At 52.0% G+C, this 24,084-nt stretch carries 21 protein-coding genes; 16 read left to right on the top strand and 5 right to left on the bottom strand.

Annotation, left to right across the window (positions count from 1 at the left end):
- Positions 1 to 90: 90 nt before the first annotated feature.
- The 3 genes from ACXAD4_RS15645 to ACXAD4_RS15635 form a co-directional block, all read right to left on the bottom strand.
- A complete protein-coding gene (locus tag ACXAD4_RS15645; RefSeq protein WP_475242564.1) occupies positions 91 to 966 on the bottom strand; it encodes a U32 family peptidase in 876 nt (291 codons plus the stop codon).
- Between the two features lie 10 nt (positions 967 to 976).
- Complete coding sequence (gene ubiU, locus ACXAD4_RS15640; protein WP_107301477.1) at positions 977 to 1,984, bottom strand: ubiquinone anaerobic biosynthesis protein UbiU; 1,008 nt, start codon at positions 1,982 to 1,984, stop codon at positions 977 to 979.
- A 157-nt stretch (positions 1,985 to 2,141) separates the two neighbouring features.
- Positions 2,142 to 4,175 (bottom strand): sensor domain-containing protein, encoded by a 2,034-nt coding sequence (locus ACXAD4_RS15635; protein WP_475242562.1) that lies wholly within the window; start codon positions 4,173 to 4,175, stop codon positions 2,142 to 2,144.
- Between the two features lie 204 nt (positions 4,176 to 4,379).
- Here ACXAD4_RS15635 and ubiT point away from each other — a divergent pair, with 204 nt between their 5' ends.
- From ubiT to deoD, 14 genes are all read left to right on the top strand, one after another.
- Complete coding sequence (gene ubiT / locus ACXAD4_RS15630) at positions 4,380 to 4,901, top strand: ubiquinone anaerobic biosynthesis accessory factor UbiT (RefSeq protein ID WP_317525008.1); 522 nt, start codon at positions 4,380 to 4,382, stop codon at positions 4,899 to 4,901.
- Positions 4,891 to 5,394: a GNAT family N-acetyltransferase gene (locus ACXAD4_RS15625; protein WP_475242561.1), complete on the top strand. Its 504-nt coding sequence runs from the start codon at positions 4,891 to 4,893 to the stop codon at positions 5,392 to 5,394. The genes ubiT and ACXAD4_RS15625 overlap by 11 nt, the downstream gene beginning before the upstream one ends.
- 113 nt (positions 5,395 to 5,507) lie before the next feature.
- Positions 5,508 to 5,909, top strand: a complete 402-nt coding sequence (locus ACXAD4_RS15620; RefSeq protein ID WP_475242560.1) for a DNA polymerase III subunit psi — start codon at positions 5,508 to 5,510, stop codon at positions 5,907 to 5,909.
- Positions 5,899 to 6,345, top strand: a complete 447-nt coding sequence (rimI, locus tag ACXAD4_RS15615) for a ribosomal protein S18-alanine N-acetyltransferase (protein WP_475242559.1) — start codon at positions 5,899 to 5,901, stop codon at positions 6,343 to 6,345. Before ACXAD4_RS15620 ends, rimI begins: the two co-directional genes overlap by 11 nt.
- Positions 6,346 to 6,497: 152 nt before the next feature.
- On the top strand, positions 6,498 to 8,078 hold the full coding sequence (gene prfC, locus ACXAD4_RS15610) for a peptide chain release factor 3 (protein WP_475242557.1): 1,581 nt from the start codon (positions 6,498 to 6,500) through the stop codon (positions 8,076 to 8,078).
- A gap of 156 nt (positions 8,079 to 8,234) precedes the next feature.
- Entirely contained in the window at positions 8,235 to 10,361 is a 2,127-nt protein-coding gene (glgX, locus tag ACXAD4_RS15605) for a glycogen debranching protein GlgX (RefSeq protein WP_475242556.1), read from the top strand.
- A 38-nt stretch (positions 10,362 to 10,399) separates the two neighbouring features.
- Complete coding sequence (locus ACXAD4_RS15600; protein WP_475242554.1) at positions 10,400 to 10,576, top strand: DUF5363 family protein; 177 nt, start codon at positions 10,400 to 10,402, stop codon at positions 10,574 to 10,576.
- The gene (locus ACXAD4_RS15595) at positions 10,566 to 11,360 is read left to right on the top strand and encodes a TatD family hydrolase (protein ID WP_475242553.1); all 795 of its coding nucleotides are present in this window, start codon (positions 10,566 to 10,568) and stop codon (positions 11,358 to 11,360) included. The genes ACXAD4_RS15600 and ACXAD4_RS15595 overlap by 11 nt, the downstream gene beginning before the upstream one ends.
- A 207-nt stretch (positions 11,361 to 11,567) precedes the next feature.
- Complete coding sequence (locus ACXAD4_RS15590) at positions 11,568 to 12,827, top strand: NupC/NupG family nucleoside CNT transporter (RefSeq protein WP_475242552.1); 1,260 nt, start codon at positions 11,568 to 11,570, stop codon at positions 12,825 to 12,827.
- A 441-nt stretch (positions 12,828 to 13,268) separates the two neighbouring features.
- On the top strand, positions 13,269 to 13,439 hold the full coding sequence (locus ACXAD4_RS15585; RefSeq protein ID WP_107301306.1) for a XapX domain-containing protein: 171 nt from the start codon (positions 13,269 to 13,271) through the stop codon (positions 13,437 to 13,439).
- 431 nt (positions 13,440 to 13,870) lie between these two features.
- Complete coding sequence (gene deoC / locus ACXAD4_RS15580; protein WP_039469528.1) at positions 13,871 to 14,644, top strand: deoxyribose-phosphate aldolase; 774 nt, start codon at positions 13,871 to 13,873, stop codon at positions 14,642 to 14,644.
- Between the two features lie 193 nt (positions 14,645 to 14,837).
- Entirely contained in the window at positions 14,838 to 16,169 is a 1,332-nt protein-coding gene (gene deoA, locus ACXAD4_RS15575; RefSeq protein ID WP_475242550.1) for a thymidine phosphorylase, read from the top strand.
- Between the two features lie 10 nt (positions 16,170 to 16,179).
- Positions 16,180 to 17,400, top strand: coding sequence for a phosphopentomutase (locus ACXAD4_RS15570; protein ID WP_475242549.1), 1,221 nt, complete (start codon positions 16,180 to 16,182; stop codon positions 17,398 to 17,400).
- A gap of 150 nt (positions 17,401 to 17,550) precedes the next feature.
- Entirely contained in the window at positions 17,551 to 18,276 is a 726-nt protein-coding gene (gene deoD / locus ACXAD4_RS15565) for a purine-nucleoside phosphorylase (RefSeq protein WP_107301302.1), read from the top strand.
- 97 nt (positions 18,277 to 18,373) lie between these two features.
- Here the strand turns inward: deoD and ACXAD4_RS15560 are convergent, their stop codons facing one another.
- A complete protein-coding gene (locus ACXAD4_RS15560) occupies positions 18,374 to 18,988 on the bottom strand; it encodes a YtjB family periplasmic protein (RefSeq protein WP_475242548.1) in 615 nt (204 codons plus the stop codon).
- A 91-nt stretch (positions 18,989 to 19,079) separates the two neighbouring features.
- Between ACXAD4_RS15560 and serB the strand changes: the two genes are divergently transcribed.
- Complete coding sequence (gene serB / locus ACXAD4_RS15555; RefSeq protein WP_475242547.1) at positions 19,080 to 20,045, top strand: phosphoserine phosphatase; 966 nt, start codon at positions 19,080 to 19,082, stop codon at positions 20,043 to 20,045.
- Positions 20,046 to 20,139: 94 nt separating this feature from the next.
- Here the strand turns inward: serB and ACXAD4_RS15550 are convergent, their stop codons facing one another.
- Positions 20,140 to 22,497: a PilZ domain-containing protein gene (locus ACXAD4_RS15550; RefSeq protein ID WP_475242545.1), complete on the bottom strand. Its 2,358-nt coding sequence runs from the start codon at positions 22,495 to 22,497 to the stop codon at positions 20,140 to 20,142.
- Between the two features lie 137 nt (positions 22,498 to 22,634).
- On the opposite strand from ACXAD4_RS15550, the gene radA reads away from it, so the two are divergent.
- The gene (gene radA, locus ACXAD4_RS15545; protein ID WP_317525105.1) at positions 22,635 to 24,023 is read left to right on the top strand and encodes a DNA repair protein RadA; all 1,389 of its coding nucleotides are present in this window, start codon (positions 22,635 to 22,637) and stop codon (positions 24,021 to 24,023) included.
- Positions 24,024 to 24,084 lie beyond the last annotated feature (61 nt).

Here is a 24,084-nt window from a genome sequence, read left to right as displayed (position 1 = left end):
TCATATTCGGAATAGATAAACAAAAGCCGCGGTCATCCGCGGCTTTTCTCGTCTTGGAGCAGCTATGGCATGCAAAACATGGCTGTTGGATTACTCGATGTTGAGGCCAGCCAGGTTGTGCCAGTAGCCGTTACAGTGGTGACCGCCTTCCAGAGGGTGCTTGTGCTCGCCATGCTGGTTGGCACGGAAGGTATCGACCAGTGAAAGGGTATCGATACCGAGCGGGCTGAGGCGTACCACGTCTACCAAACCAGCCATTCCCGGCTGATCGTTGATCAGGTTGTAGCAGTAACCTGACTGGGTCTGAATGCCATTGAGGGTAAAGACTTTCTGCTCTTCCTGGCTGTTGACGGTGATCCCGGTTGGGTACTTGATACAGCAGGTTTCGCAGTCATCTTTGGCACGGTCTTCGGCACGGGCGGTAAAGCAGCGGGCCGAGTAGGCCAGCGGTAGGTAACCGTAGCTGAATACCTCGGTTTCGAACTTGTCGCGGATCCCTATCTGTTCACATTCTTTGGCGACGTTTTGCAGCCACTGGCGTGACAGCTCAACCGGCATACACCAGCGGATCATGCCCTTTTTCAAAAACAGGTTAAGGGTTTGGGCGTTGTAGCAGTTCACGGCCGGACCAACCACAAAAGGCACCTTGTTCTCGTGCGCCAGCTGAATGGCTGATACATCGTTGGCTTCAATCGCAAAGTCACCGTTATCAATGTACTTTTTCATCACATTGACTTCGCTTGGTGCTTCGAGCAGTGCCATGGTCGACAGTACCACCTGCTTGCCACTGGCAGACAACTCTTTGGCAATATCGAACCAATGGGCTGGTTTCATCTCGCGGCGCTTGGAGCAGACGGTTTCACCAAGGTAGATAATATCGGTGTTGGCGTCTTTGGCTTGCTGGTAGAACGCCTCAACATCCATTTTTGGCCAGAAGTACAGCAGGGGGCCAAGTGAGTATTTCATTGCTGGCTCCTTATTGCCATTTGCGGTGGTAGGCACCGAGGGTAGTCTGTTTGCCTTCTGATACGTTACCGAGGCAGGCATTCCAGGCTGGGTCTACGCTGTAGTTTTCCGGTGAGGCCAGGTAGCGGTCAATGGCTGCACGCCAGGTACGGGTAACCTGTTCTACATAGGCAGGGCTGCGCTGGCGGCCTTCGATTTTCACTGAAGAAATATTGGCCTTGAATAGCTCAGGCAAGATTTCCAGCGTATTGAGACTGGTTGGCTCTTCCAGAGCGTGGTAGCGGCGGTCTTCCCCGTCGAGGTTAACGTCGAAACGACCCTTGCACAGCGTCGGATAGCCCGCATTTTCGCCATGAGCATAACGGTCAATCAACACCTCGTTGAGGCGAGATTCCAAGCCGGTCGGTGTTTCCTGCCAGCGGACGAATTTGGCTGGCGAGCAGGCACCGACGGTATTCGGTGACTCACCTGTCATATAAGACGACAGGTAGCAGCGTCCTTCCGACATTATGCACAAGCTACCGAAAGCGAACACTTCCAGTTCGACATCGGTATTGCGAGCCAGCTGCTTGACCTGGTGGATAGATAATACTCGAGGCAGTACCACTCGCTTGACATTGAAGTTCTGGCGGTAGAAATCAATGGCGGCGGTATTGGTCGCCGAGGCCTGCACCGAGAGGTGAAGCTCGAGATCCGGGTACTTGGTGGCGGCATATTCCAATACCGCGATGTCGGCAACAATCAGCGCATCGACACCCATGGCAGCGGCATTGTCTACTGCATTGCGCCAGCGGTCGAAGCCATCCGGGTGGGCAAAGGTATTGAGGGCAACATGCAGTTTACGGTCGTGGTCACGCACGTACTGTACGGCTTTTTCGAGTTTACGTCCTGTAAAGTTTAAACCTGCAAAGTGGCGCGCATTGGTATCGTCTTTGAAACCGATGTAAACCGCATCGGCGCCGTTATCAATGGCAGTTTTAAGCGCGGGTAAGTTGCCCGCGGGGCAGAGTAGCTCCATATTATTTTTATCTACCAGTGTGGGAAAGAAAGTAATAAGAGCAAATAGTAGGGGGCGGACTGCCCCCGTGTTTTGATGTCAGGCAGGTTTTGTTGATTTAGGACAACTTATTTTCCACTTTTGTATAGCTCAAGATTCATTTTTGAGTGCGATTCACCTAAAGGTGATTATGCTTGTGAAGCGTGGCTTCGAGCTCGTTTTTCGGTAGTGGCTTGTAGAAGTGGAAGCCCTGTATCGCATTGCAATCGAGGTTGGACAGCAGGGTGGCCTGCTGGCGGGTTTCGACCCCTTCGGCGACCACGCTCATGTTGAGCGACTTACCGAGGTTGATGATGTTCTCGATCAGGGTCAGCTGCTTGGGAACATCTTCGATATCTTTGATAAAGGCGCGGTCTATTTTGAGCTCGTCGAGCGGGAAGCGGGCGAGATAGGACAGTGACGAGTAGCCGGTACCGAAATCGTCGATGGAGAGCGAGAAACCGAGTTTCTTGATGGCGTTGAGCATCTGGATGGTATGTTCACCATCGCTCATTACCGCACTTTCGGTGAGCTCGAACGTAATATCGTTGGGGTTGACCCCGGTTGCCTTGCGCAGCTTGTCGACAAACTGGATCAGGTTGGGGTTGCCGAACTGCTGTGGTGACAAGTTGATCGCCACTTTGCCCGGCAGCAGACCCTGGGTTTTCCAGTAACGGACCGTAGTGAAGACTTCTCGCATGACGACCTGGCCTAATTGTTCGATCAGCCCTGAGCGCTCGGCAACAGGAATGAACTGGGCCGGGCTGATATAGCCTTCGACTGGGTGTTTCCAGCGCACCAGTGCCTCTGCACCGTTGATGGAGAAGTCGCGGGCATGGACTTTGGGTTGGTACCACACATCAAGCCCGTTGTTCTGCAACGCCTTCTGCAACTCGATTTCAAGCCACAGCTGCATCCGCGCTTCCTTGTTCATCTCTTCGCTGAACTTGACGGCACGGTTGCGGCCTCGGTTTTTGGCTTCGTACATAGCCGTATCGGCATTTTGCAGCAGGATACGGGCATCATTGCCGTCCCCGGGGTATTGCACCATACCGATTGAGCAGGCCAGGTGCTTGCTGAAATGGTGCAGGTCGAAAGGTTGGTTGATCAGGGCAATAACTTGCTCGGCGATCAGGCTACCTTGTTGTTCGTGCGCAGGATTGGGCAGCAATATCGTGAACTCATCCCCGCTGAGGTGGCCGATAATGGCATCATCAGGCAGCAGGCGTCTCAAGCGCTGGGAAATCTCCTGCAGTACTTGGTCACCAATATGGTGCCCCAATGAATCATTGATATTTTTAAAGTTATCAATATCGAGATACAGCATCACCAAGGGGATCTGCTGATTGATCAACTGCTCCAGCTGGCGGCTGGTGCCGTGGCGGTTAAGTAGCCCGGTAAGCGGATCGATGTGAATCGATGATTCGCTTTTTTGTGGTTTGGCGACTGTCGGTGAATAAGATTTGAGGATCACCAGCTGGGCCGAGGCACCCAGCACCTCGATCGGCGAGGTGGATAGCTGCAGTGTTTGCTGCTGCGGGCAATGGCGGCTGGTTTGGCATAACCAGGCTTCGCCTTGTTGATGTAAAGCCAGCTGGGCCCGGGTTACAGGTTGTTGCTGGTTATCGACCACCAGCTTGCTGAACGCCTTGCCTTTCAGATCGTTGGGATGCTCAAACCCAAGCAGTTGGGCGGCTTTGTCGTTGGCTGAAATCACCGTATCGTCCTCGACAATACAGCTGCCGTCGTGCATCAGCTTGTTGAGGGTTTGCAGGTGATTTTCATGCTCTTGGATGGCGTTGGTCAGAATCTGGCGCTCGGAGGTATCGACACAGTGCAGCACAATATGAGTGATTTTCTCGCCTTCGCTGCGAAGCGGAGAGAGGCTGAAGTGCATGCTGGTATCGTGGTGGTTGTCATCGAGGATGACTTCGCTCTCCAGCGTTTCACCTTTCAAGGCCCGCTCATAGAAGGGGCGCATCGAGTGATAGAAGGATTTGCCAAGGGTGTCGACATCGCTGAGGCCGATCAGCTCGTCACGGCTCAGGCCGCTGAGTTCGCAGTATCGGTTGTTAACCATTAAATATTTGTGCTGATGATCCAGGACAGCAAATAGAAAAGGGCTGTGATCAGTCAGAAGGGGAAACCAATGGTTCAGTTGCTCAGTCGGCATGATCTTGGGTTATTTTTCCGTAAGTTACTGCCATCCAGCAGCGAGGAGACAGGTGTGTTTTCACTCACTATATCGAGGTCATTGGCACAATACCAAACTTTAGCTGAACAAAGCTGTATTTTTTGACTCAAGGCATAAAATTACTGCCTTGTCTTGCCATACAATCACTAAATATATGCGACCGACTACAGGAAAAATTATTCAGTGATTGCTCAACTTAGAAAACAACTGGTACAGAATGGCCCGGCCCTATTGCGTGTTCCTGCCAAACTGGCGCCTTTTCCTTTGCAAAAGAAAGTGATGCTTGATGGCTTGGCCATGGTATTCAAGGAAGCACTGGAAGATGGCGACTTTGAATTTTTGGAAGATCGCTGGCTGAAAGTGGAAGTGCGTGATTTGGATCTGCGCTGGTACATCAGTTACCAGAATGAGCAATTGGTGGTGGCAGAGCACGTTGAGCAGGAAGATGTCAGCTTCAGCGGTGAATGTAACGATCTGGTATTAATTGCCGCTCGCAAGGAAGATCCTGATACACTGTTCTTCCAACGTCGTCTTCGTATCGAAGGGGATACCGAACTTGGATTGGAAGTGAAGAATCTGATGGACAGCATCGATTTGGACTCACTACCTGCGCCAGTTAAATTTGTACTGCACCAGTCGGCGGACTTCATCCACAAGGGTATGCAGTCTGCATCTGGGCAAGAAGAGGTCATGAATGCTCATTAGATCTGAGGCTCCGGCCGATATTATCCCGATCGACAACCTGCTGAAAACGGTGTTTGACACCGAGGCTGAAGCTGAGTTGGTCATGCGGTTGCGGGAAAATGGCAAGCGCACCCTATCGCTGGTCGCATGCAATGATGAAGGCGAGCTGGTTGGCCACTTATTTTTCAGTCCGGTGATGCTCGATGGTGAGGATCATAACTGGCAGGGATTGGCACCGATGGCGATCAAGCCGGAGTATCAGCGTCAGGGTATTGGCCTGGCCATGCTGGAAGAAGCCAAGCAGACCCTGGCAGAGCTGGGCTATCCGGTCATTGTAGTGCTGGGCCATCCTGAGTATTACCCGAAAGTGGGTTTTGCGCCTGCGGCCCCTCAAGGGATCCAATGCCCTTGGCCAGTACCGGAAGAGGCTTTTATGGTGTTGGAAGTCGTTCCCGGAGCGATCGGTGAAAAGAGCGGTATGATCAGCTATAGCGAAGAGTTCAACGCGCTGTAATAGTCGTCTAAAACAAGTTTCATTAAAATACCACCGCAAGGTGGTATTTTTTAGGTTTGTGGGCAAGTTCTGGTAGTATTCCCGGCCAAAGTGAACATCATCAAGGTGAGTAGATGAAACAGCGTGATTTACAGTTGATGAAGGCAATCGGATTAACCTACTGGCAGGTCCGTAAACCGGGCTTTTTCCCCGATCAGGAACAGCCAGTGATCGATCTGCCGGACACCTGTCAGCTGTTGTTTGTCTGCGATGAAGAGCTGGATGAGCACGACCGCTGGCTGTTCGGCCGTATCCTCGGCAGCATGAAGCTCCAGCCCGAGCAAGCACTGTGTATCCCCGCGGCTGCGGTTGAGCAGGTGCGTGAACACCATCTCAAATGGTGTTGGGTTGCTGGCTGTGAAGCGGCTCATCCTGCCGACTGCCAATTGCTGACGTCTGCCTCACTGAAATCAATGCATACCAATCCCGGCGCCAAAAAAGCGCTGTGGCAACAAATTTGTTCTTATGACGCATAACATTGTGACTCTAGCGCCCCATCATCTCGATGATGTTTGGCGCATCGAGCAAGCCGCCCATGCTTTTCCCTGGGCAGAATCGCTGATCCGCAAGGAGCCCAATAAACTGGCGCTGAACTGCGGGCTGGAAATTGACGGCCAATTAGTGGGGTACTGTTTTGGCCAGCTGGTGGCCGGTGAAGCAACCTTGCTCAATATTGCTATCGACCCTGCCTGCCAAGGCAAGGGCTATGGCAAACTTTTGTTAGAAGGCTTTATTGATAGGGTCGGGCAGCAAAAAGGCGAGGAAGTGTGGCTGGAGGTCAGGGCGAGCAATACCCGGGCCTACCAGCTTTACGAGTCACTCGGCTTTAACGAAATTAACCGTCGCGAAGGCTACTATCCGTCAGAAAATGGCCGGGAAGATGCCCTGATCATGACGTATTTAGTCATGTAGATTTTACCCATCTTGCGCGGTGCACCTTGCTTGCGTGTTACCGCTGTCTCTTTTGGTGGAGTTTGCGTATAATTCCGCCATCTTTATCGCACCGGCTTGCGAAAATCGCAGTCGCTCGATTATTGAAATCTCTAACAGGATTATCAACGCTTATGTCTTTTCTACCTGAAGTGAACAAACGCCGTACGTTTGCGATCATTTCTCACCCGGATGCGGGTAAAACAACCATTACCGAAAAAGTCCTGCTATTCGGAAACGCGATCCAGAAAGCGGGTACCGTAAAGGGCCGTGGCTCTAACCAGCATGCCAAGTCAGACTGGATGGAAATGGAAAAAGAACGTGGTATCTCGGTAACCACGTCGGTGATGCAGTTCCCTTACAACGAATGCCTGGTCAACCTGCTAGATACTCCGGGACACGAAGATTTCTCGGAAGATACCTACCGTACCCTGACTGCGGTTGACTCGTGCCTGATGGTGATCGATGCGGCGAAAGGTGTCGAGGATCGTACCCGTAAGCTGATGGAAGTTACCCGTCTGCGTGATACGCCGATCGTCACTTTCATGAACAAATTGGACCGTGATATCCGTGATCCGATGGAGCTGCTGGACGAAGTCGAAACCGAGTTGAACATGGCATGTGCGCCGGTATCATGGCCGATCGGCTGTGGTAAAGAGTTCAAGGGTGTTTACCACATCCACCGTGACGAGACGATCCTGTACAGCACGGGTCAGGGCCACACCATCCAAGAGCAGCGCATCATCAAAGGCTTGGACAACCCAGAGCTAGATACTGCAGTAGGTGATGATCTTGCCGAGCAACTTCGTGAAGAGCTTGAGCTGGTGATTGGTGCGTCCCACGAGTTCGATCGTGAGTTGTTCCTTGCCGGTGAGCTGACGCCAGTGTTCTTCGGTACTGCATTGGGTAACTTCGGTGTTGACCATATGCTAGACGGTCTGACTGAGTGGGCTCCTGCGCCGATGCCGCGTAAAGCCAATGAGCGTGAAGTAGAAGCAACCGAAGAGAAGTTCTCCGGCTTTGTCTTCAAGATCCAGGCTAACATGGATCCTAAGCACCGTGACCGTATTGCATTCATGCGTATTGTATCGGGCACCTACAGCCAGGGCATGAAGATGAACCATGTCCGTACCGGTAAGAATGTCAGTATTTCTGACGCCGTTACCTTCATGGCCGGTGACCGTGCGCGTGCCGATAAAGCCTATGCGGGTGATATCATCGGCCTGCACAACCACGGTACGATTCAGATCGGTGATACCTTCACTCAGGGTGAAAACCTGAAGTTTGCCGGTATCCCTAACTTTGCTCCGGAACTGTTCCGTCGTATCCGCCTGAAAGATCCACTGAAGCAGAAGCAGTTGCTTAAAGGTCTGGTACAGCTGTCGGAAGAAGGCGCGGTACAGGTGTTCCGTCCGCTGCAAAACAACGACTTGATCGTTGGTGCGGTCGGTGTGCTTCAGTTTGACGTGGTAGTTGCCCGCCTGAAAGCGGAATACAACGTTGAAGCTATCTACGAAGGCGTTAACGTGGCAACAGCCCGCTGGGTTGAGTGCGATGACACCAAGAAGCTGGAAGAATTCAAGCGCAAGAACCAGTCTAACCTAGCGTTGGATGGCGGTGATAACCTGTCTTACATCGCACCGACTATGGTTAATCTGAACTTGGCCAAAGAGCGATTCCCTGATGTTGATTTCCGTGCCACTCGCGAGCACTAATTCGCAATAAGTCACGGGCATCCAGCTCAATATCGAAGCCGTCACATTGTGGCGGCTTTTTTTTGTACTTTTTGTGAAGCCTACCTCTACCCGTAGGGAATGGGTCTACTATTCTGGTTATGCACGTTGGCGCAGCACAACAATAAGGATGATGGCATGAACAGGGCAGACGGACTTGAGGTTTCATTGAGCACCGCATTGGCGGCGGACAACCAGATATACACCTTGCCTGGCGAGGCGTTCCCGCTAGGATCCTCGGTTCGCGAGAACGGGGTTAATTTTAGTGTCTACTCCAAAGATGCGACACGGGTGACCTTGCATCTGTTTGCCAGTGCCGATGCCACCGGCCCCTTTCGCTCGTTTGAGCTCAGTCCGGCGCTGCACAAGCGAGGCCATTACTGGTTTATCTTTGTCGGCAATATCGGCCATGGACAGTATTACGGCTTTCAGGTCGATGGCCCGTGGCTGCCCGAGCGAGGGCTGCGTTTTGACAGCGACAAAATTCTTATTGATCCCTATAGCCAGGCGGTCGGTTTTGGCCGCAACTACAGCCGCCAGCGGGCTATCGACACAGGCAGCAACATGGACGCCTGCATGAAGAGTATCGTGGTTGATCACTGCGGCTTTGATTGGCAGGACGATGTCGCCCCGCGCCATTCGCTGACCGATACCATCATCTATGAGATGCATGTCGCCGGCTTTACCCGCCACCCTTCCTCTGGCGTAGTCTCGACCAAAAAGGGGACGTTTTCGGGGATCATCGAAAAAATCCCGTATCTCAAATCGCTCGGTGTCACAGCCGTTGAGCTTATGCCGGTGCAGCAGTTTGACGTCGATGATGCGCCTGAAGGGCGGGATAACTACTGGGGCTATAGCCCAATCAACTTCTTTGCCGTCCATGCCGACTACAGTGTCGAAAAGGCCCCTCTGAGTGCCATTGACGAGTTCAAGACCTTAGTCCGCGAATTGCACAAAGCGGATATCGAGGTGATCCTCGATGTGGTGTTCAATCATACTTCGGAAGGGGATGAGCACGGGCCGACGTTTTGCTTCAAGGGGCTTCAAAACGGCGCCTATTACCTGTTGGACAAGAAGACGGGATCCTATGGTAACTACAGCGGCTGTGGCAATACCTGCAATGCCAACCACAGTGTGTTGCGGCGGATGATCATTGATGCGTTGCATTACTGGGTGACTGAGATGCATGTTGACGGTTTCCGGTTTGACTTGGCCTCGGTACTGGCCCGCGACAGCCAGGGGCACCCAATGAAGGAGCCGCCTCTGTTGTGGTCGATTGACTCGGATCCTATTCTCTGCAGCACCAAGATCATTGCCGAGGCTTGGGATGCGGCCGGGTTATACCAGGTCGGCTCTTTCATCGGGGATCGCTGGAATGAGTGGAACGGGAAATTCCGTGACGATGTCAGGGCATTCTGGCGTGGGGATGCCGGTTATGTCAGCCGGTTTGCCTCACGAATTTTGGGCTCGCCAGACATGTACTGCAGCCACCACCACTCGCCGCACCGTTCAGTCAACTTCATCTGTGCCCATGATGGTTTTACCCTCAATGATCTGGTGAGCTACAGCGAGAAGCACAACGAGGCCAACGGTGAGGGTAACCGCGACGGTGACAACCACAACCTGTCGAGTAATTACGGGGTCGAAGGACCGACCGCGATTGCAGAAATAGAATCGCTGCGCCATCGTCAATGTAAGAACATGCTGGCGACCTTGTTCCTGGCACTTGGCACCCCGATGCTCAATATGGGGGATGAAGTGCGCCGGACCCAACAAGGCAATAACAACGCTTACTGCCAAGACAATGAGCTAAGCTGGTTTGACTGGGGGCTGGTGGATACCCATAGTGACTTGCTGCGCTTTGTGACCCTGCTTAGCCAGTTGCGTACTGCCGAGCCGACCATCGACTGGAACATGCATATGTCACTCAATTCGGTGCTGGAAGATGTCGGGATACGTTGGCATGGTATCCAGCCGGATCAGCCGGACTGGTCGGAAAATTCCCATTCTATTGCGCTGACGGTGTATCACCCGATCACCCAGGATGAGCTGTATGTGATTTGTAATGCCTTCTGGGATCCGCTTGAGTTCACCCTGCCGGATCGTCATTGCAGTGATTGGCACTTGGTGATTAACACTGCCAAGCCATCGCCTCATGATATTTATCCTATTGATGAAGCACCGCTCTATACCCGCGATACCATATTGGCGACTGGGCGTAGTATGATCGTCATGGTTGCCAAGGCGACACAAGCGACGAAATAGACAAAGCAATAGGCCAATAACTGTTAGGAATGATAACCATGATGTCGTTGATAAAGCGTGGGGTAGCGGCGTATGACCGCTGGTGTGAAAAGATGGGACTGGTACCCGAGAACCGCCGCTGCTGCGCACCGGTTCGTTACGATACCGATGACCCGCGCCACCCCGCTAACAAGCAGGGGAGTTGTTCAGTAAAGGCCAAATCGCATGCTGATTGACAGTCACTGTCATTTCGACTTCGCGCCGTTTTGTGATGATCCTGAATACTACTTGGGATTAGCACAGCAGGCCGGGGTCGAAAAAATTATTATCCCGGCCGTCGGCCAGCGCAACTGGCAGGCGGTTCGTCAGCTGGCAGCGCGTTTTCCCAGCCTGTATTTCGGCTTGGGGTTACACCCTTTCTTCAGCGCTGAGCACGATGCTAATGCCTTGGAGCAACTGGAATCAGAGCTGGTTGCAGAGGCGACGTTGCGGGAGAAAGATCACTCTCGCTGCGTTGCTGTCGGGGAATGTGGGCTAGACTTTGCCATTGCGGATGCCGATCGGGATCAACAGATTTCGCTATTAGTCGCCCAACTACAGTTGGCCAACCGCTTTGAGCTACCGGTGATTATGCACTGTCGCAAGGCGTTCCCAGAACTCCTTCGGGTTTTGAGGCAAAATACGCCGATTGCGGGTGGGGTATACCATGGTTTTAGTGGTAGCTATCAACAAGCTAAGCAACTTATTGATCTAGGTATCAAAATTGGTGTCGGGGGAACGATTACCTATCGCCGAGCCAACAAGACTCGCAGTACAATAGCGGCACTGCCACTAGATGCATTACTGCTGGAGACTGATGCGCCAGACATGCCCGTGGCAGGGTTTCAGGGAGAGCCAAACCGACCCGATCGGTTAGTGAATGTGCTGGATGAACTTTCAGCGATCAGAACGGAAACCGAACAGGAAATTAAGCAGGCAACTAGCTTAACCACCGCTGAACTTTTCCGTATCTGGATGTGAATGAACATCACAAAATAAACGTTTGCGTAAAACGTTTGCGTGAAAGTGTGATGAGTCTCACGTTTGGAATTGAACTTTCACTCTCTTTCCTTGCAAAGTGTGAAGTCGGCGTTATTTTATCCGCCGCAGCATGAGTATAATGCGCCGGACTCTTAATTGAGCCGAATTGTCGAGACGCCAAACTTAACTAAAGGGAAGCCATAAACTATGAGCATGTTTATGAGCCTGGTTGGGATGGCAGTACTGCTAGGTCTTGCAGTACTACTATCTGATAACCGTAAAGCTATCAATCTACGTACTGTGGGTGGTGCATTTGCCATCCAATTCTGTTTGGGTGCATTTGTTCTTTATGTACCTGTTGGCCGTGACGTGCTATATGGCATGTCTACAGCTGTTGCCAACGTTATCGCTTACGGTAACGACGGTATCAACTTCCTATTCGGTGGCCTGACTTCAGACAAAATGTTTGAAGTATTCGGTGGTGGCGGCTTCGTGTTTGCCCTACGCGTACTACCAGTAATCGTTTTCTTCTCTGCACTGATCAGCGTACTTTACTACCTGGGCATCATGCAGGTTGTGATCAACATCCTAGGTGGTGGTCTACAGAAAGCGCTAGGTACTTCTCGTGCCGAATCAATGTCTGCAACAGCTAACATCTTCGTTGGTCAAACGGAAGCACCTTTGGTTATCCGTCCGTTCGTACCAAAAATGACTCAGTCTGAGCTGTTCGCGGTAATGTGTGGTGGTCTGGCGTCTGTAGCTGGTGGTGTACTAGCGGGTTACGCATCTATGGGTGTTCCTCTAGAGTACCTAATCGCCGCTTCATTCATGGCAGCTCCTGGTGGTCTTCTATTTGCTAAGATCATCAAGCCTGAAACTGAAGAAGCTGTTGAGCAGCTAGCAAGCGACGCGACTGCAGGCGACGACAAGCCAGCTAACGTTATCGACGCAGCGGCAGCGGGTGCATCTTCTGGTATGCAGCTAGCACTAAACGTTGGTGCAATGCTTCTAGCATTCATCGGTCTAATCGCGCTAATCAACGGTATGCTAGGTGGCATCGGTGGTTGGTTCGGTATGCCTGAACTGACTCTAGAGCTTATCCTAGGTTACGTATTCTCTCCTCTTGCATTCCTAATCGGTGTGCCATGGGAAGAAGCAACAATCGCTGGTTCTTTCATCGGTCAGAAACTAGTTGTTAACGAATTCGTTGCTTACCTGAACTTTGCCCCATACCTAGCGGAAGGTGCTGCAGTTACTCTATCTACGAAGACTGAAGCAATCATCTCGTTCGCTCTATGTGGTTTCGCAAACCTATCTTCAGTAGCAATCCTACTGGGTGGTCTAGGTGGTCTGGCGCCAAGCCGTCGCCACGATATCGCACGCTTCGGTATGAAAGCTGTTGCCGCTGGTACGCTTTCTAACCTGATGTCTGCAACTATCGCAGGTCTATTCATCAGCCTTGCTTAATTCAAGCGAGCTGAAAGCCTGATAAAACGCCGCGGGAAACCGCGGCGTTTTTGTATTTCTGGCTAGAGGCGAAGAGCCTGGCTAGGGGCTAGGGGCTAGGGGCTAGGGGCTAGGGGCTAGAGGCATAACAGCTTGGCTAAAGGCAAAAGTGGCTCTAGGCTACGGGAAGATCTGAGAGCTAGGAACTTGACATGAAGAGGCTACTGTAAAACTCTGTATCGCCTATCGCCTATCGCCTATCGCCTATCGCCTATCGCCTATCGCCTATCGCCTATCGCCTATCGCCTATCAACAGCTCCAGTAAACATCCCCTCCGTCGTTTCTATTTGATGCCATAAAATCGATTGCGCTCCGGTTTCTGGCAAAACCCTTTGCTAACATTACTTTCATTGCGGGGCAGACTACACTTTCCTTTGTGCTGTAACAGACAGAGAAATGATTATGAGTGAAGTACTGCTGGCGCTGGTCGCCGGGTTTATTGTTGGCGTATTGTTTTCCGCGATTAAACTGCCGATACCGGCTCCGCCGGTGCTTTCCGGGGTGATGGGTATCTTCGGTGTCTATGCTGGTGGGATAGCCTATCAGTGGATAGTCGAGCGGTTTTTTACCTGACGAAATTTGTGCGTTGGGTAAACACATTGTCCACGCTGGGAAACGTATATTTCGTGGTGGCAACAAGGCCTGCTTGGTATTATAGAGCAGCACCATCACAAACTGATTTTCGCTGTTCTGGTCAACACCGTCATGGTGTTACCTATCGCTAGGCAAGGCCAGGACAGCGCATTTGCTGGGAAGTAATTATGGTCACTTCCCACGCGGTGAAAAGGATATCAATCAGGATAATGCGTGTGCATTGTTTACCTGAGTCTTCAAGGAATCAAGTCCGTAACCCCGTCGACTGATGGCTGGTTGTCGGGATACTGCTTGCGAAAGCGGGCCGTTTGGCGGTGGCGCAATGAATACCGTCAGGCGCATCTATTGCTGGGCAAGGCAATTGTTCAGCAGAAATAGCTTGGTAGAAACTAATTGGACTGGAGATAGTCATGAGCGAATTGAAAGCGGCTGCACTACGTGCACTTAAACTAATGGATCTTACCACTCTTAACGACGACGACACTGATGCAAAAGTGATCGAGTTGTGTAAGAACGCGAAGAGCCCGGTAGGCAACACAGCGGCCGTATGTATTTACCCACGTTTTATCCCAGTTGCTAAGAAGCAGCTTCGTGAGCAGGGTACACCAGAAGTACGCATCGCGACCGTAACCAACTTCCCGCACGGTAACGACGACATCGAAATCGCTGTTGCTGAAACGAAAGCGGCTGTGGCTTACGGTGCAGACGAAGTTGACGTAGTTTTCCCGTACCGTGCCCTAATGGCAGGTAACGAAGAAGTTGGCTTTGAGCTAGTGAAGCAGTGTAAAGCTGCGTGTGGCGAGATCATGCTAAAAGTGATCATCGAAACTGGCGAGCTGAAAACTGAAGAGCTAATCAAGAAAGCATCTGAAATTTCAATCAAAGCAGGTGCTGACTTCATCAAGACTTCTACTGGTAAAGTGCCAGTGAACGCAACGCCTGAGTACGCAGAAATCATGCTTAACGTGATTAAAGACATGGGTGTTGAGAAAACTGTTGGCTTCAAGCCTGCTGGTGGCGTGCGCACTGCAGAAGACGCGCAGCAGTACCTAGACATGGCTGACCGCATTCTTGGTGCTGAGTGGGCTGACAACATGCACTACCGCTTTGGCGCATCAAGCCTGCTAGCTAACCTGCTTCACACGCTAGGTGAAGGCGAGAAAGCAGCTGAAGGCGGCTACTAATTCTATTCCAGTAAGGTGGCATGATTGCCACCTTATTTTTAGGTCTCCGACCGCAACTTATCCGTGATGTTTTACTGTTTGGTTCTTGCCTTGCTCCGGTTATGGAATAAGGACGGGCTGTCTGTACCTGAGAATCATCAAATACCAGGTAAAACGTCATGACCCTACATAAAGAATATCATTGGGGAATACCATGTATTTACCACAAGAAATCATCCGTAAAAAACGTGACAACATTGAGCTAACTGCTGACGAAATTAACTTCTTCATCCAGGGTATCGCCAAAGATACCGTGTCTGAAGGCCAGATCGCCGCTTTCGCGATGGCGATTTACTTCAACGACATGACCATGGACGAGCGTGTGGCACTGACATGTGCAATGCGTGACTCAGGCATGGTTATCGATTGGAGCCACATGAACTTCGATGGTCCGATTGTCGACAAGCACTCAACCGGTGGTGTGGGCGATGTAACGTCACTGATGCTTGGCCCTATGGTGGCAGCATGTGGCGGTTACGTACCGATGATTTCTGGCCGTGGTCTTGGCCACACCGGTGGTACGCTGGATAAGCTTGAGTCTATCCCTGGCTACAACATCACGCCAAGCAACGAAGTGTTCGGTCAGGTGACCAAAGACGCGGGTGTGGCAATCATCGGCCAGACTGGCGATCTTGCTCCTGCTGACAAGCGTGTTTACGCAACTCGTGATGTAACCGCAACGGTTGATAACATCTCGCTGATCACGGCCTCTATCCTGTCGAAGAAGCTGGCTGCTGGCCTTGGCTCTCTTGTGATGGACGTAAAAGTCGGTTCTGGTGCCTTCATGCCAACTTACGAAGCCTCTGAAGAGCTGGCGAAATCGATTGTAGCCGTTGCTAACGGTGCTGGCACTAAGACCACAGCACTGCTGACAGACATGAACCAGGTATTGGCATCGACTGCTGGTAATGCACTCGAAGTTCGCGAAGCCGTGCAATTCCTAACCGGTGAATTCCGTAACCCTCGCTTATTTGAAGTGACCATGGCATTGTGTGCTGAAATGTTGGTAAACAGTGGTTTAGCAACAGATATCGAGCAGGCACGCGAAAAACTTCAGGCGGTACTGGATAACGGTAAAGCGGCTGAGTGCTTTGGTAAGATGGTGGCAGGTCTAGGTGGTCCAGAAGATTTCATGACCAACTACGACAACTACCTAGAAACAGCGGAGCTGGTGAAGCCGGTATACGCAGAAACCACAGGTTACGCGTTTGCTATGGACACCCGCGCACTGGGTATGGCTGTGGTAGGCATGGGCGGTGGACGCCGTGTGGCCTCTGACACTATCGACTACGCAGTTGGCCTGAGCGACATGATCCGCCTTGGCGATGAAGCCAATGCCGACAAGCCTCTTGCGGTGATCCACGCGCGTAACGAAGCGCAGTGGGAAGAAGCGGCCAAGGCTGTACGTGCTGCGATTACTATTTCTGATCAGAAACCTGAGCCGACACCTGAAGTTTACCGTCGTGTTCGCCCAGAAGATGTTTAATGGAGTCATCATGAAACGTTCTATTATTCTTGTTCTAGATTCATTCGGTATTGGCGCTACGGAAGATGCCGTTAAGTTCGGCGATGTTGGTTCCAACACCCTAGGCCACATTGCTAAAGCCTGTGCCCGCGGTGAAGCGGACAACGGCCAGCGCAGCGGTAAGCTACACCTGCCAAACCTTAACAAGCTAGGCTTGGGCAAGGCGTGTGAAGAGTCTTCGGGTTACTTCCCTGAAGGTCTGGATGCTGATGCGGAAATCACTGGTGCGTTTGCCCACGCGGCAGAGCTGTCTTCTGGAAAAGACACACCATCAGGTCACTGGGAAATCGCAGGTGTACCTGTGTTGTTCGACTGGGGTTACTTCACCGACAAAGAAAACAGCTTCCCGAAAGAGCTGACCGACCGCATCCTTGAGCGTGCAGGTCTACCTGGTTACTTGGGTAACTGCCATGCATCGGGTACTCAGGTACTGGATGACTTGGGCGAAGAGCACATGAAAACCGGCATGCCGATTTTCTACACCTCGGCTGACTCGGTATTCCAGATCGCTTGTCACGAAGAAACATTTGGTCTTGATCGCCTACTAGAGCTGTGCCAGATCGCTCGTGAGGAGCTGGAAGACTACAACATCGGTCGTGTAATCGCCCGTCCGTTCATTGGCCCGGGTAAAGGTCAGTTCGAGCGTACCGGTAACCGTCGTGATCTGTCTGTCGAGCCGCCATCAGCAACGGTTCTGCAGAAGCTAGTCGACGAGAAGCAAGGCGATGTGGTGTCGATCGGTAAGATCTCTGATATCTATGCCGGCTGCGGTATTACCAAGAAAGTCAAAGCAACAGGCATTCCAGCATTGTTCGAAGCAACACTGGAGCAAATCAAGGAAGCGGGTGATAACACTATCGTCTTCACTAACTTTGTTGACTTCGATTCTGCCTACGGTCACCGCCGTGATGTAGCTGGCTACGCTGCAGCGCTGGAATACTTCGACAAGCGCTTGCCTGAGATCATCGAGTTGCTGCAGGAAGACGACGTACTGATCCTGACTGCAGACCACGGCTGTGATCCAACATGGGAAGGCACTGACCATACCCGTGAACACATCCCTGTTTTGGTGTCTGGTCCGAAAATCGCTGCTGGCTCTCTGGGCCGCCGTGATACGTTTGCCGACATCGGCCAGAGCTTGGCAGAGTACTTCGGTATCTCTGACATGGAATACGGTAAGTCATTCCTATAACAAGCAAGGGCAGGGAGATCCTGCCCAAAAACACAATTCTTTTTACTGTTTCGGTCTATATTTGTCCTAGATCGAAACAGTGTTTGCAAGACAAGATTACATTGAGTTGGTAATGCAAATAAACCAACAGATGACAGAAAGGAAATAATGATGGCTACTCCTCACATTAATGCTGAAATGGGTGACTTTGCAGACGTAGTACTGATGCCGGGCGACCCGCTACGTGCCAAGTACATTGCAGAAACGTTCCTGGATGACGCTAAAGAAGTGTGTAACGTACGCAACATGTTCGGTTACACAGGTACTTACAAAGGCCGTAAGATCTCTGTAATGGGTCACGGTATGGGTATCCCTTCTTGCTCTATCTACGCAACTGAGCTGATCAAAGACTACGGTGTGAAGAAAATCATCCGTGTGGGTAGCTGTGGTGCAGTACGCGATGACGTGAACCTGCGTGATGTTGTTATCGGTATGGGTGCATCGACTGACTCTAAAGTGAACCGTATCCGTTTCGGTGACCACGACTTTGCTGCGCTGGCTGATTTCGGCATGGTACAGAACGCGGTAGACGCAGCGAAAGCGAAAGGCGTAGACGTGAAGGTGGGTAACATCTTCTCTGCAGACCTATTCTACAACCCAGATTTCGATTTCTTCCAGACTATGAAGAAATACGGCATCGTAGGTGTTGAGATGGAAGCGGCTGGTATCTACGGTCTGGCTGCTGAGTTCGGCGCTAAAGCACTGACTATCTGTACGGTTTCAGACCACATCCTACGTGGCGAAGCGACTACCTCTGAAGAGCGTCAGCTGACGTTCAACGATATGATGGAAATCGCACTGGAATCTGTTCTGCTGGGCGACGCTGACGAAGCGTAAGCAACAGAAGAATGACACTAAAAAGGGCTTGCCACTGGCAAGCCCTTTTTTATTGCTGTTAACTCAACTCAGTTTCGCAATGGCAATGGCAACGCAATCAGTCGCTCTTGTCATTGCTGAGCAAAATAGGGAAATGCCACTTCTCCTTGCGGTTACCGAAGGTCATGGCCAGCAAGAAGCCAATCACCATCGCACTGGCGATCAGGGCGCGGATAATATTGGTGATGGCATCGATATCCGCCATGGTCTCGGCAATCAGCTTGTCATGCTCCAAAGTGATGCGGACAAAACCCACCACCTGGTGCTGGCTCATAATGGGTTCAATCAATTGCTGGCGACCATAGCTGGCGACAGCCAGTGGTGTAGACAAGCCGGTGACCTGTTTTAGCGGCAGCGCTTCTTGGCTTTTGGCCAGTGTTACACCTTCCAGATCATAGATGCTGGCATCGAGCAGCAATGGCTCTTTGGCCAGTTGTTCAACTAGCTGCTGTAGCCGGTCTTGGTTCTTCTCAATCACATCCGCCGCTGCGGTATCGGCAGCTTGGCGCACGACCAGGCGCGAGAGTTGCTGGGTCTGATCACTCAGGGTGCGGTAGTTTTGCTTGGCTAGGTTGGAGCCGTATTCAACCATGGTGATCAGTGCCGCAAGGCAGCCGAAAAGGATGAACAGCCGCCAGGCTTTTTGGAATTGGGTATGTTTTTTCTTCATCATATCAGCGGTACATTCAAGACCAATGTCATCTTGGGGCTTGCCCTGGTAATTTGCAATAGGGTAAGTTGTTTAACCAAGCGTTTACTTTAACATGGATGGTTTGCAAGTGCTCAAAATAAGGAAACATACCTCGTTACTCCAACGATTCCCGGAAGTGGTGTCGGCGACGAATCTTGACCGACAGCGTTCAACAACCCTGATTTATGGTCGCTCTATTGATGCCGTCGCGGTCCAGGCGATTGAAGAATCCTATGGCGAGCCTCTGGTACTGACCGCCGCGTGGAAAGTGGGCAAGTATGATTGCTTGTTGCTGGCAACACCTTACTCCCTGTTGCTGGAGCAATGTGTTACCCATGCTCAGCTTGATATTGCCGATTTGGGACAGCTCCCTGATCTGCGCGAGCCGGGGCTGGTGGTGATGGATATGGACTCGACGGCGATTGAGATCGAGTGTATCGATGAGATTGCAGTCTTGGCCGGTGTCGGCGAGCAGGTCGCTGAAGTGACCGAGCGGGCGATGCAGGGCGAACTCGACTTCGAGCAAAGCCTGCGCCAGCGTGTTGCGACTTTGGCGGGCAGTGATGAGGCTATCCTTGAGCAGGTTAAAAGCCAGCTGCCGTTTATGCCTGAGCTCCGAGAGCTAGTGGCGACCTTGCATCACTATGGCTGGAAGGCAGCGATTGCCTCTGGCGGATTTACCTACTTTTCAGATCACCTTAAGAAGGAGTTGGATCTTGCTCATGCCCAGTCGAACACACTGGAGATTGTCGAGGGTAAATTAACCGGTAAGGTATTGGGTGATGTGGTGGACGCGCAAGCGAAAGCGTCGATACTGCGTAGTTTGGCCGAACAGTATGATATTGCTCCGCATAATACCGTAGCTATCGGTGACGGTGCCAACGATCTGGTGATGATCAATGCTGCAGGCCTTGGGGTTGCCTACCATGCCAAGCCGAAAGTGGAAGACGAGGCGCCTGTCGCTATTCGCTATGCCGACCTTGGTGGGTTGATCTGTGTCCTCTCGGTGTCTTTGGTGCCGCAGCAACTCGGCTGGTAGTGGTTCTAGGTTGGTAGCTGTCCGAGGTTAGTAGCTTTCAAAGGTAAAATAGCTCTGGGCTGTCAGTTCAGAGCTATTTTTATGGGTTAGCCGATCACTTGATCTCCAGTCTGATCAGAACCTCATCGGTGATATCTTGGATTTCACCGCTGCCAATCACTGAGTTGAGCTCCTGCTCCAAGGCTCTTGCCCGGTGTAATACCAGACGGGCAAGATCCCCTAATTCTTTACCTATCAGTGCCGTCATCGGGCTCAGCACCGGTGCCGCTGTCAATCTCAGAGCCATAAAGCTGCCCGTAGATTTCGCCTGCTTGATATAGGCGATTCGCTCTTCGATAGTCCTGAACTCATCCAGAAGTTTGGCTTCTACTTTGGGTGTTTGGCCACTTGTTTGCGCTATCGCGAGATAGAGTTCATGGATATAGGGCTGGTTGATCTCGACCGGGCGCATGGTTTCGGCCAGCATCCGTTTGATCCGGTTACGGAACAGCGGCTCGAGAGAACAGTTATAGCCATCGGCAAGCTGGCTGAATAATTTGACGTGAGGTGGCGGCGGAAAATTACAGCCAACTGCTTTCAACCTGATCTTATGGTCGACCTTCTCGGCAAAGTAAGGAACCGTTTTGAGCCTTGTCAGCAGCATCTGGTGCATGGCCAGCAACAACTCACCTTGTGGCAGTTTCTCCTCGGCCATCACTAACTTATTTTCATTGTGCAGGATAAGCTTGCGCAGGAAGTGCTCACTTTGCGCGGCAAGGCTCCCCGAGCCTGTGGTTAGCTGGATATTACAGTAGTCAGGGCTGATCCGGACGACGCTATAAGGTACCTGGTTCAAAGGCGCATTCTTATTGCTTTTCTGCAGCCCAGGGAATGATACCAGCACCTGATCGCCTCGACACAGAGCTACTGGCGCTGAAAGTTTGATATTCAGGCCACGGGTTGAGAAGTCGATACTTTGCCCGGTAACAGGTGCACTTTTATCGGTGTTGAGGACAATTGAAGTATCAAACAGGTATCTGTCTTCTTTTCGTTGCGGCCTTGGGTCAAAGTATACCGCTTTGGCCGTTGCCACCGGGTTACGGGGATGACGGAAAGCCTGCAGGGTTTTGCTGGGTAGCTGTGGTTTGACACTGAGGCGGTAGTCCTGTTGCGCTTCTGTGTTGGTCAGATCCTGCAATACGCCGACATGGGTCAGCGAGCTAAGTTTGTCGACCATATCCGGCGCGATGCTTTTCAAGCTTTCGATATCTTCCTGATCGATAGGCTGCAGGCTCAGGCGCATGACCCGCCAGCTGTCACGCTGTGCCCCGATATGCCAGAATAGCCGGCGCTGCTCGGCATTCATTTCCGGAAGGGCTGCGGAGTAGAAGAAGGTTTTGCCGTCGTGTTCATGGCAGAAGCTATAGAGCAGGGTGCTGGATTGTTTAAGCCCTGCCTTGCCCAAGCTGGCCAGACGATCGGCTGAGATCAAATGATTAAGTACCGGCTGGTTTCTTTCGTCGTGCCAGTGCGACCAGATATGGCGGTTGTATTGGGTTAGCAGGCAATAGGTCAGCTCGGTGCCTGACAGGAAGATCGGCAGGCTGGTGCTGTGCTTGAGGAAACAGTGCTCGTAACCACGGGTTCTGATCTGGATGATCTTGTCCTCATGATTATGCCTCGTGCGGTTCTGTGACTGGCTGAGGCCATAGTCGATCACCGACTTGATGAGGGCATTATCGCTCAGCAGCTTTAAGCGTAGCCACTTGTAGCTGTCGTTATCCGGATTCTCATCAATACCCAAGATACGGTAGCTCATTCCTTTGACCAAGCGGGGATCACCCAACTGATCAGCCAGCTTGGGAAAACGGACAACAATCGTCATGCCGAGCTTGTAGTTGAATGCGGCAGGCACTTTGAACTTGGCGCCGGAGTATGATAAATCGGCACTGATCCCGTTGACGACTTGGCTCAGGGGAAGTTCCAAGCTAACCGGTGTGGCGATTTGCCAGCGGTTTTCGTTACGGGTCAGGTAGTGGCCAAACCGGATCAGCGGGGCGACCAGCGGGGTGTCTGGTTGCTCTTCGACTTTAGGCGCCGACTTGGGTTGCAGTTTGCCTTGCTGATGCATAACCCGGAAGTTGTTGCGGGTGTTCATCAGTGCCTCGTACAGGCCGACCCGGAACTGGTTACCGAAGGTTTTTATCCGCTTGTGGTAAGTATTGATGGCAACATCATCGAGCCAGTGCTCGCGGCCATTGAGTTGGTAGGGGCGGCATTCGCCCTGTACGCGCCCGCGAAGATCGACAGCCTTCATGCATGGCGTCATGATGCGGTGCAATTCCATCTTTAGCTGCAGCCGGGTAGGGCCGTCCTCGCCTTCGGTCATCATCTGGAAGACGTCGTCAAAATCCTCGCTATCGTAAACAGGGATCAGCCTTTCAATCAGTCCTTTGTAATCGTCTAGCACCATAGTTATTTTTGATTATCTCATTCTTCGTTTATTATCGGCATATTTCCTAAAGAGTTGAGCTTTTCTTCAACCAGCAGGCAAGCTCTATTCTACATCTGTTTTCAGGATGTGTTTAACCAAATATATCAAGGTGAGTCATGGCAAAAACCAAGCGGGCCTATGTGTGTAGTGATTGTGGCGCAGACTTTCCCCGCTGGCAGGGCCAGTGTAGCGCGTGTGCGGCCTGGAATACGATAACCGAGTTCACAGTTCCCAAAACCCGTGCGGCGGTGGGGGCGGTATCGGGTGGTGGTGCGAGCAGTTATGCCGGTGCCGCGACCAAGGTGCAGAAGCTGTCGGAAGTCGAGAGCAAAGATCTACCGCGCTACAGTTCGGGCATATCCGAGCTGGACCGGGTATTTGGCGGCGGTATAGTGCCGGGCTCGGTGCTGCTACTGTGTGGTGATCCGGGGGCTGGTAAGTCGACCTTGCTACTGCAGAGTATCGGTTCGGTCGCTGCGACCAAATCGTCGCTGTATGTGTCGGGTGAGGAATCGATCCACCAGATCTCCCAGCGCGCCAAGCGCTTGGGCACCCAGAACCTCGATAACATTAATGTGGTCGCCGAAACCTCGGTAGAGGCGATTATCGAGCACATTCGCGCCCAGAAAGCCGAGTTTGTGATCATCGATTCCATCCAGACCATGACGGTTGCCCATAACGATTCGGCAGCAGGTAGCCCGAGCCAGGTCAAGGAGTCGGCGGCGGCACTGACCCGGTTTGCCAAAACCGAAGGGGTCACCTTCATGATTGTCGGCCACATCAACAAAGATTCGAACGTGGCCGGCCCGATGCAGCTGATCCACATTGTTGATGGCCTGTTTGCCCTATCATCGACCGCGGATGAGAAGTTCCGGGTATTGCGTACCTCGAAGAACCGTTTCGGTGCGGATTCCGAGTCATGCTTCTTCGCCATGACCGAAACCGGCATGAAGCAGGTCAAGAACCCATCGGCGATTTTCCTCAGCCGGTCAGACAAGAACCATGCTGGTTCGGTGTGTACCACATTGTGGGAAGGGACCCGGCCGTTGCTGGTGGAAATCCAGGCCCTGTGCAACAACTCGGTGACCGAGAACCCACGCCGATTGACGGTAGGTTACGACAACAACCGTTTGGCAATGTCGATAGCAGTACTGGCCCGTCACGGTGGGGTGATGCTGTCGGACATGGATATCTTCGTTAACTGTGTCGGCGGGATCAAAATCGAAGAGACCTCGGCGGACTTGTCCGTACTGCTGGCGATTTTCTCCAGCTTCAAAAATGCCCCGGTGCCGCAGGATGTGTTGGTGTTCGGTGAGATTGGCCTGAATGCTGATATCCGCCCGGCCGCCAATGGGGTGGAGCGTATCCGCGAAGCGGTCAAGCAGGGCTTTACCCGTGCTATCGTTCCCAAGGCCAATGCCAGCCGTCAGGTACCGGGTATCGAAATCATTGCGGTGGAAGATCTGCAGGAAGCACTTACGGCGTTCGAACGTGTGGCGCTCTAGCTTAGAGCTTGAGGCGCTTTAGCGGCTTGTTGTCGGGCAACAAAGAGAAGATAAAAAGGAA

It is taken from the genome of Photobacterium sp. AWH4_225, from assembly GCF_056158405.1.
This window is presented reverse-complemented; position numbering and strand designations above follow the sequence as displayed.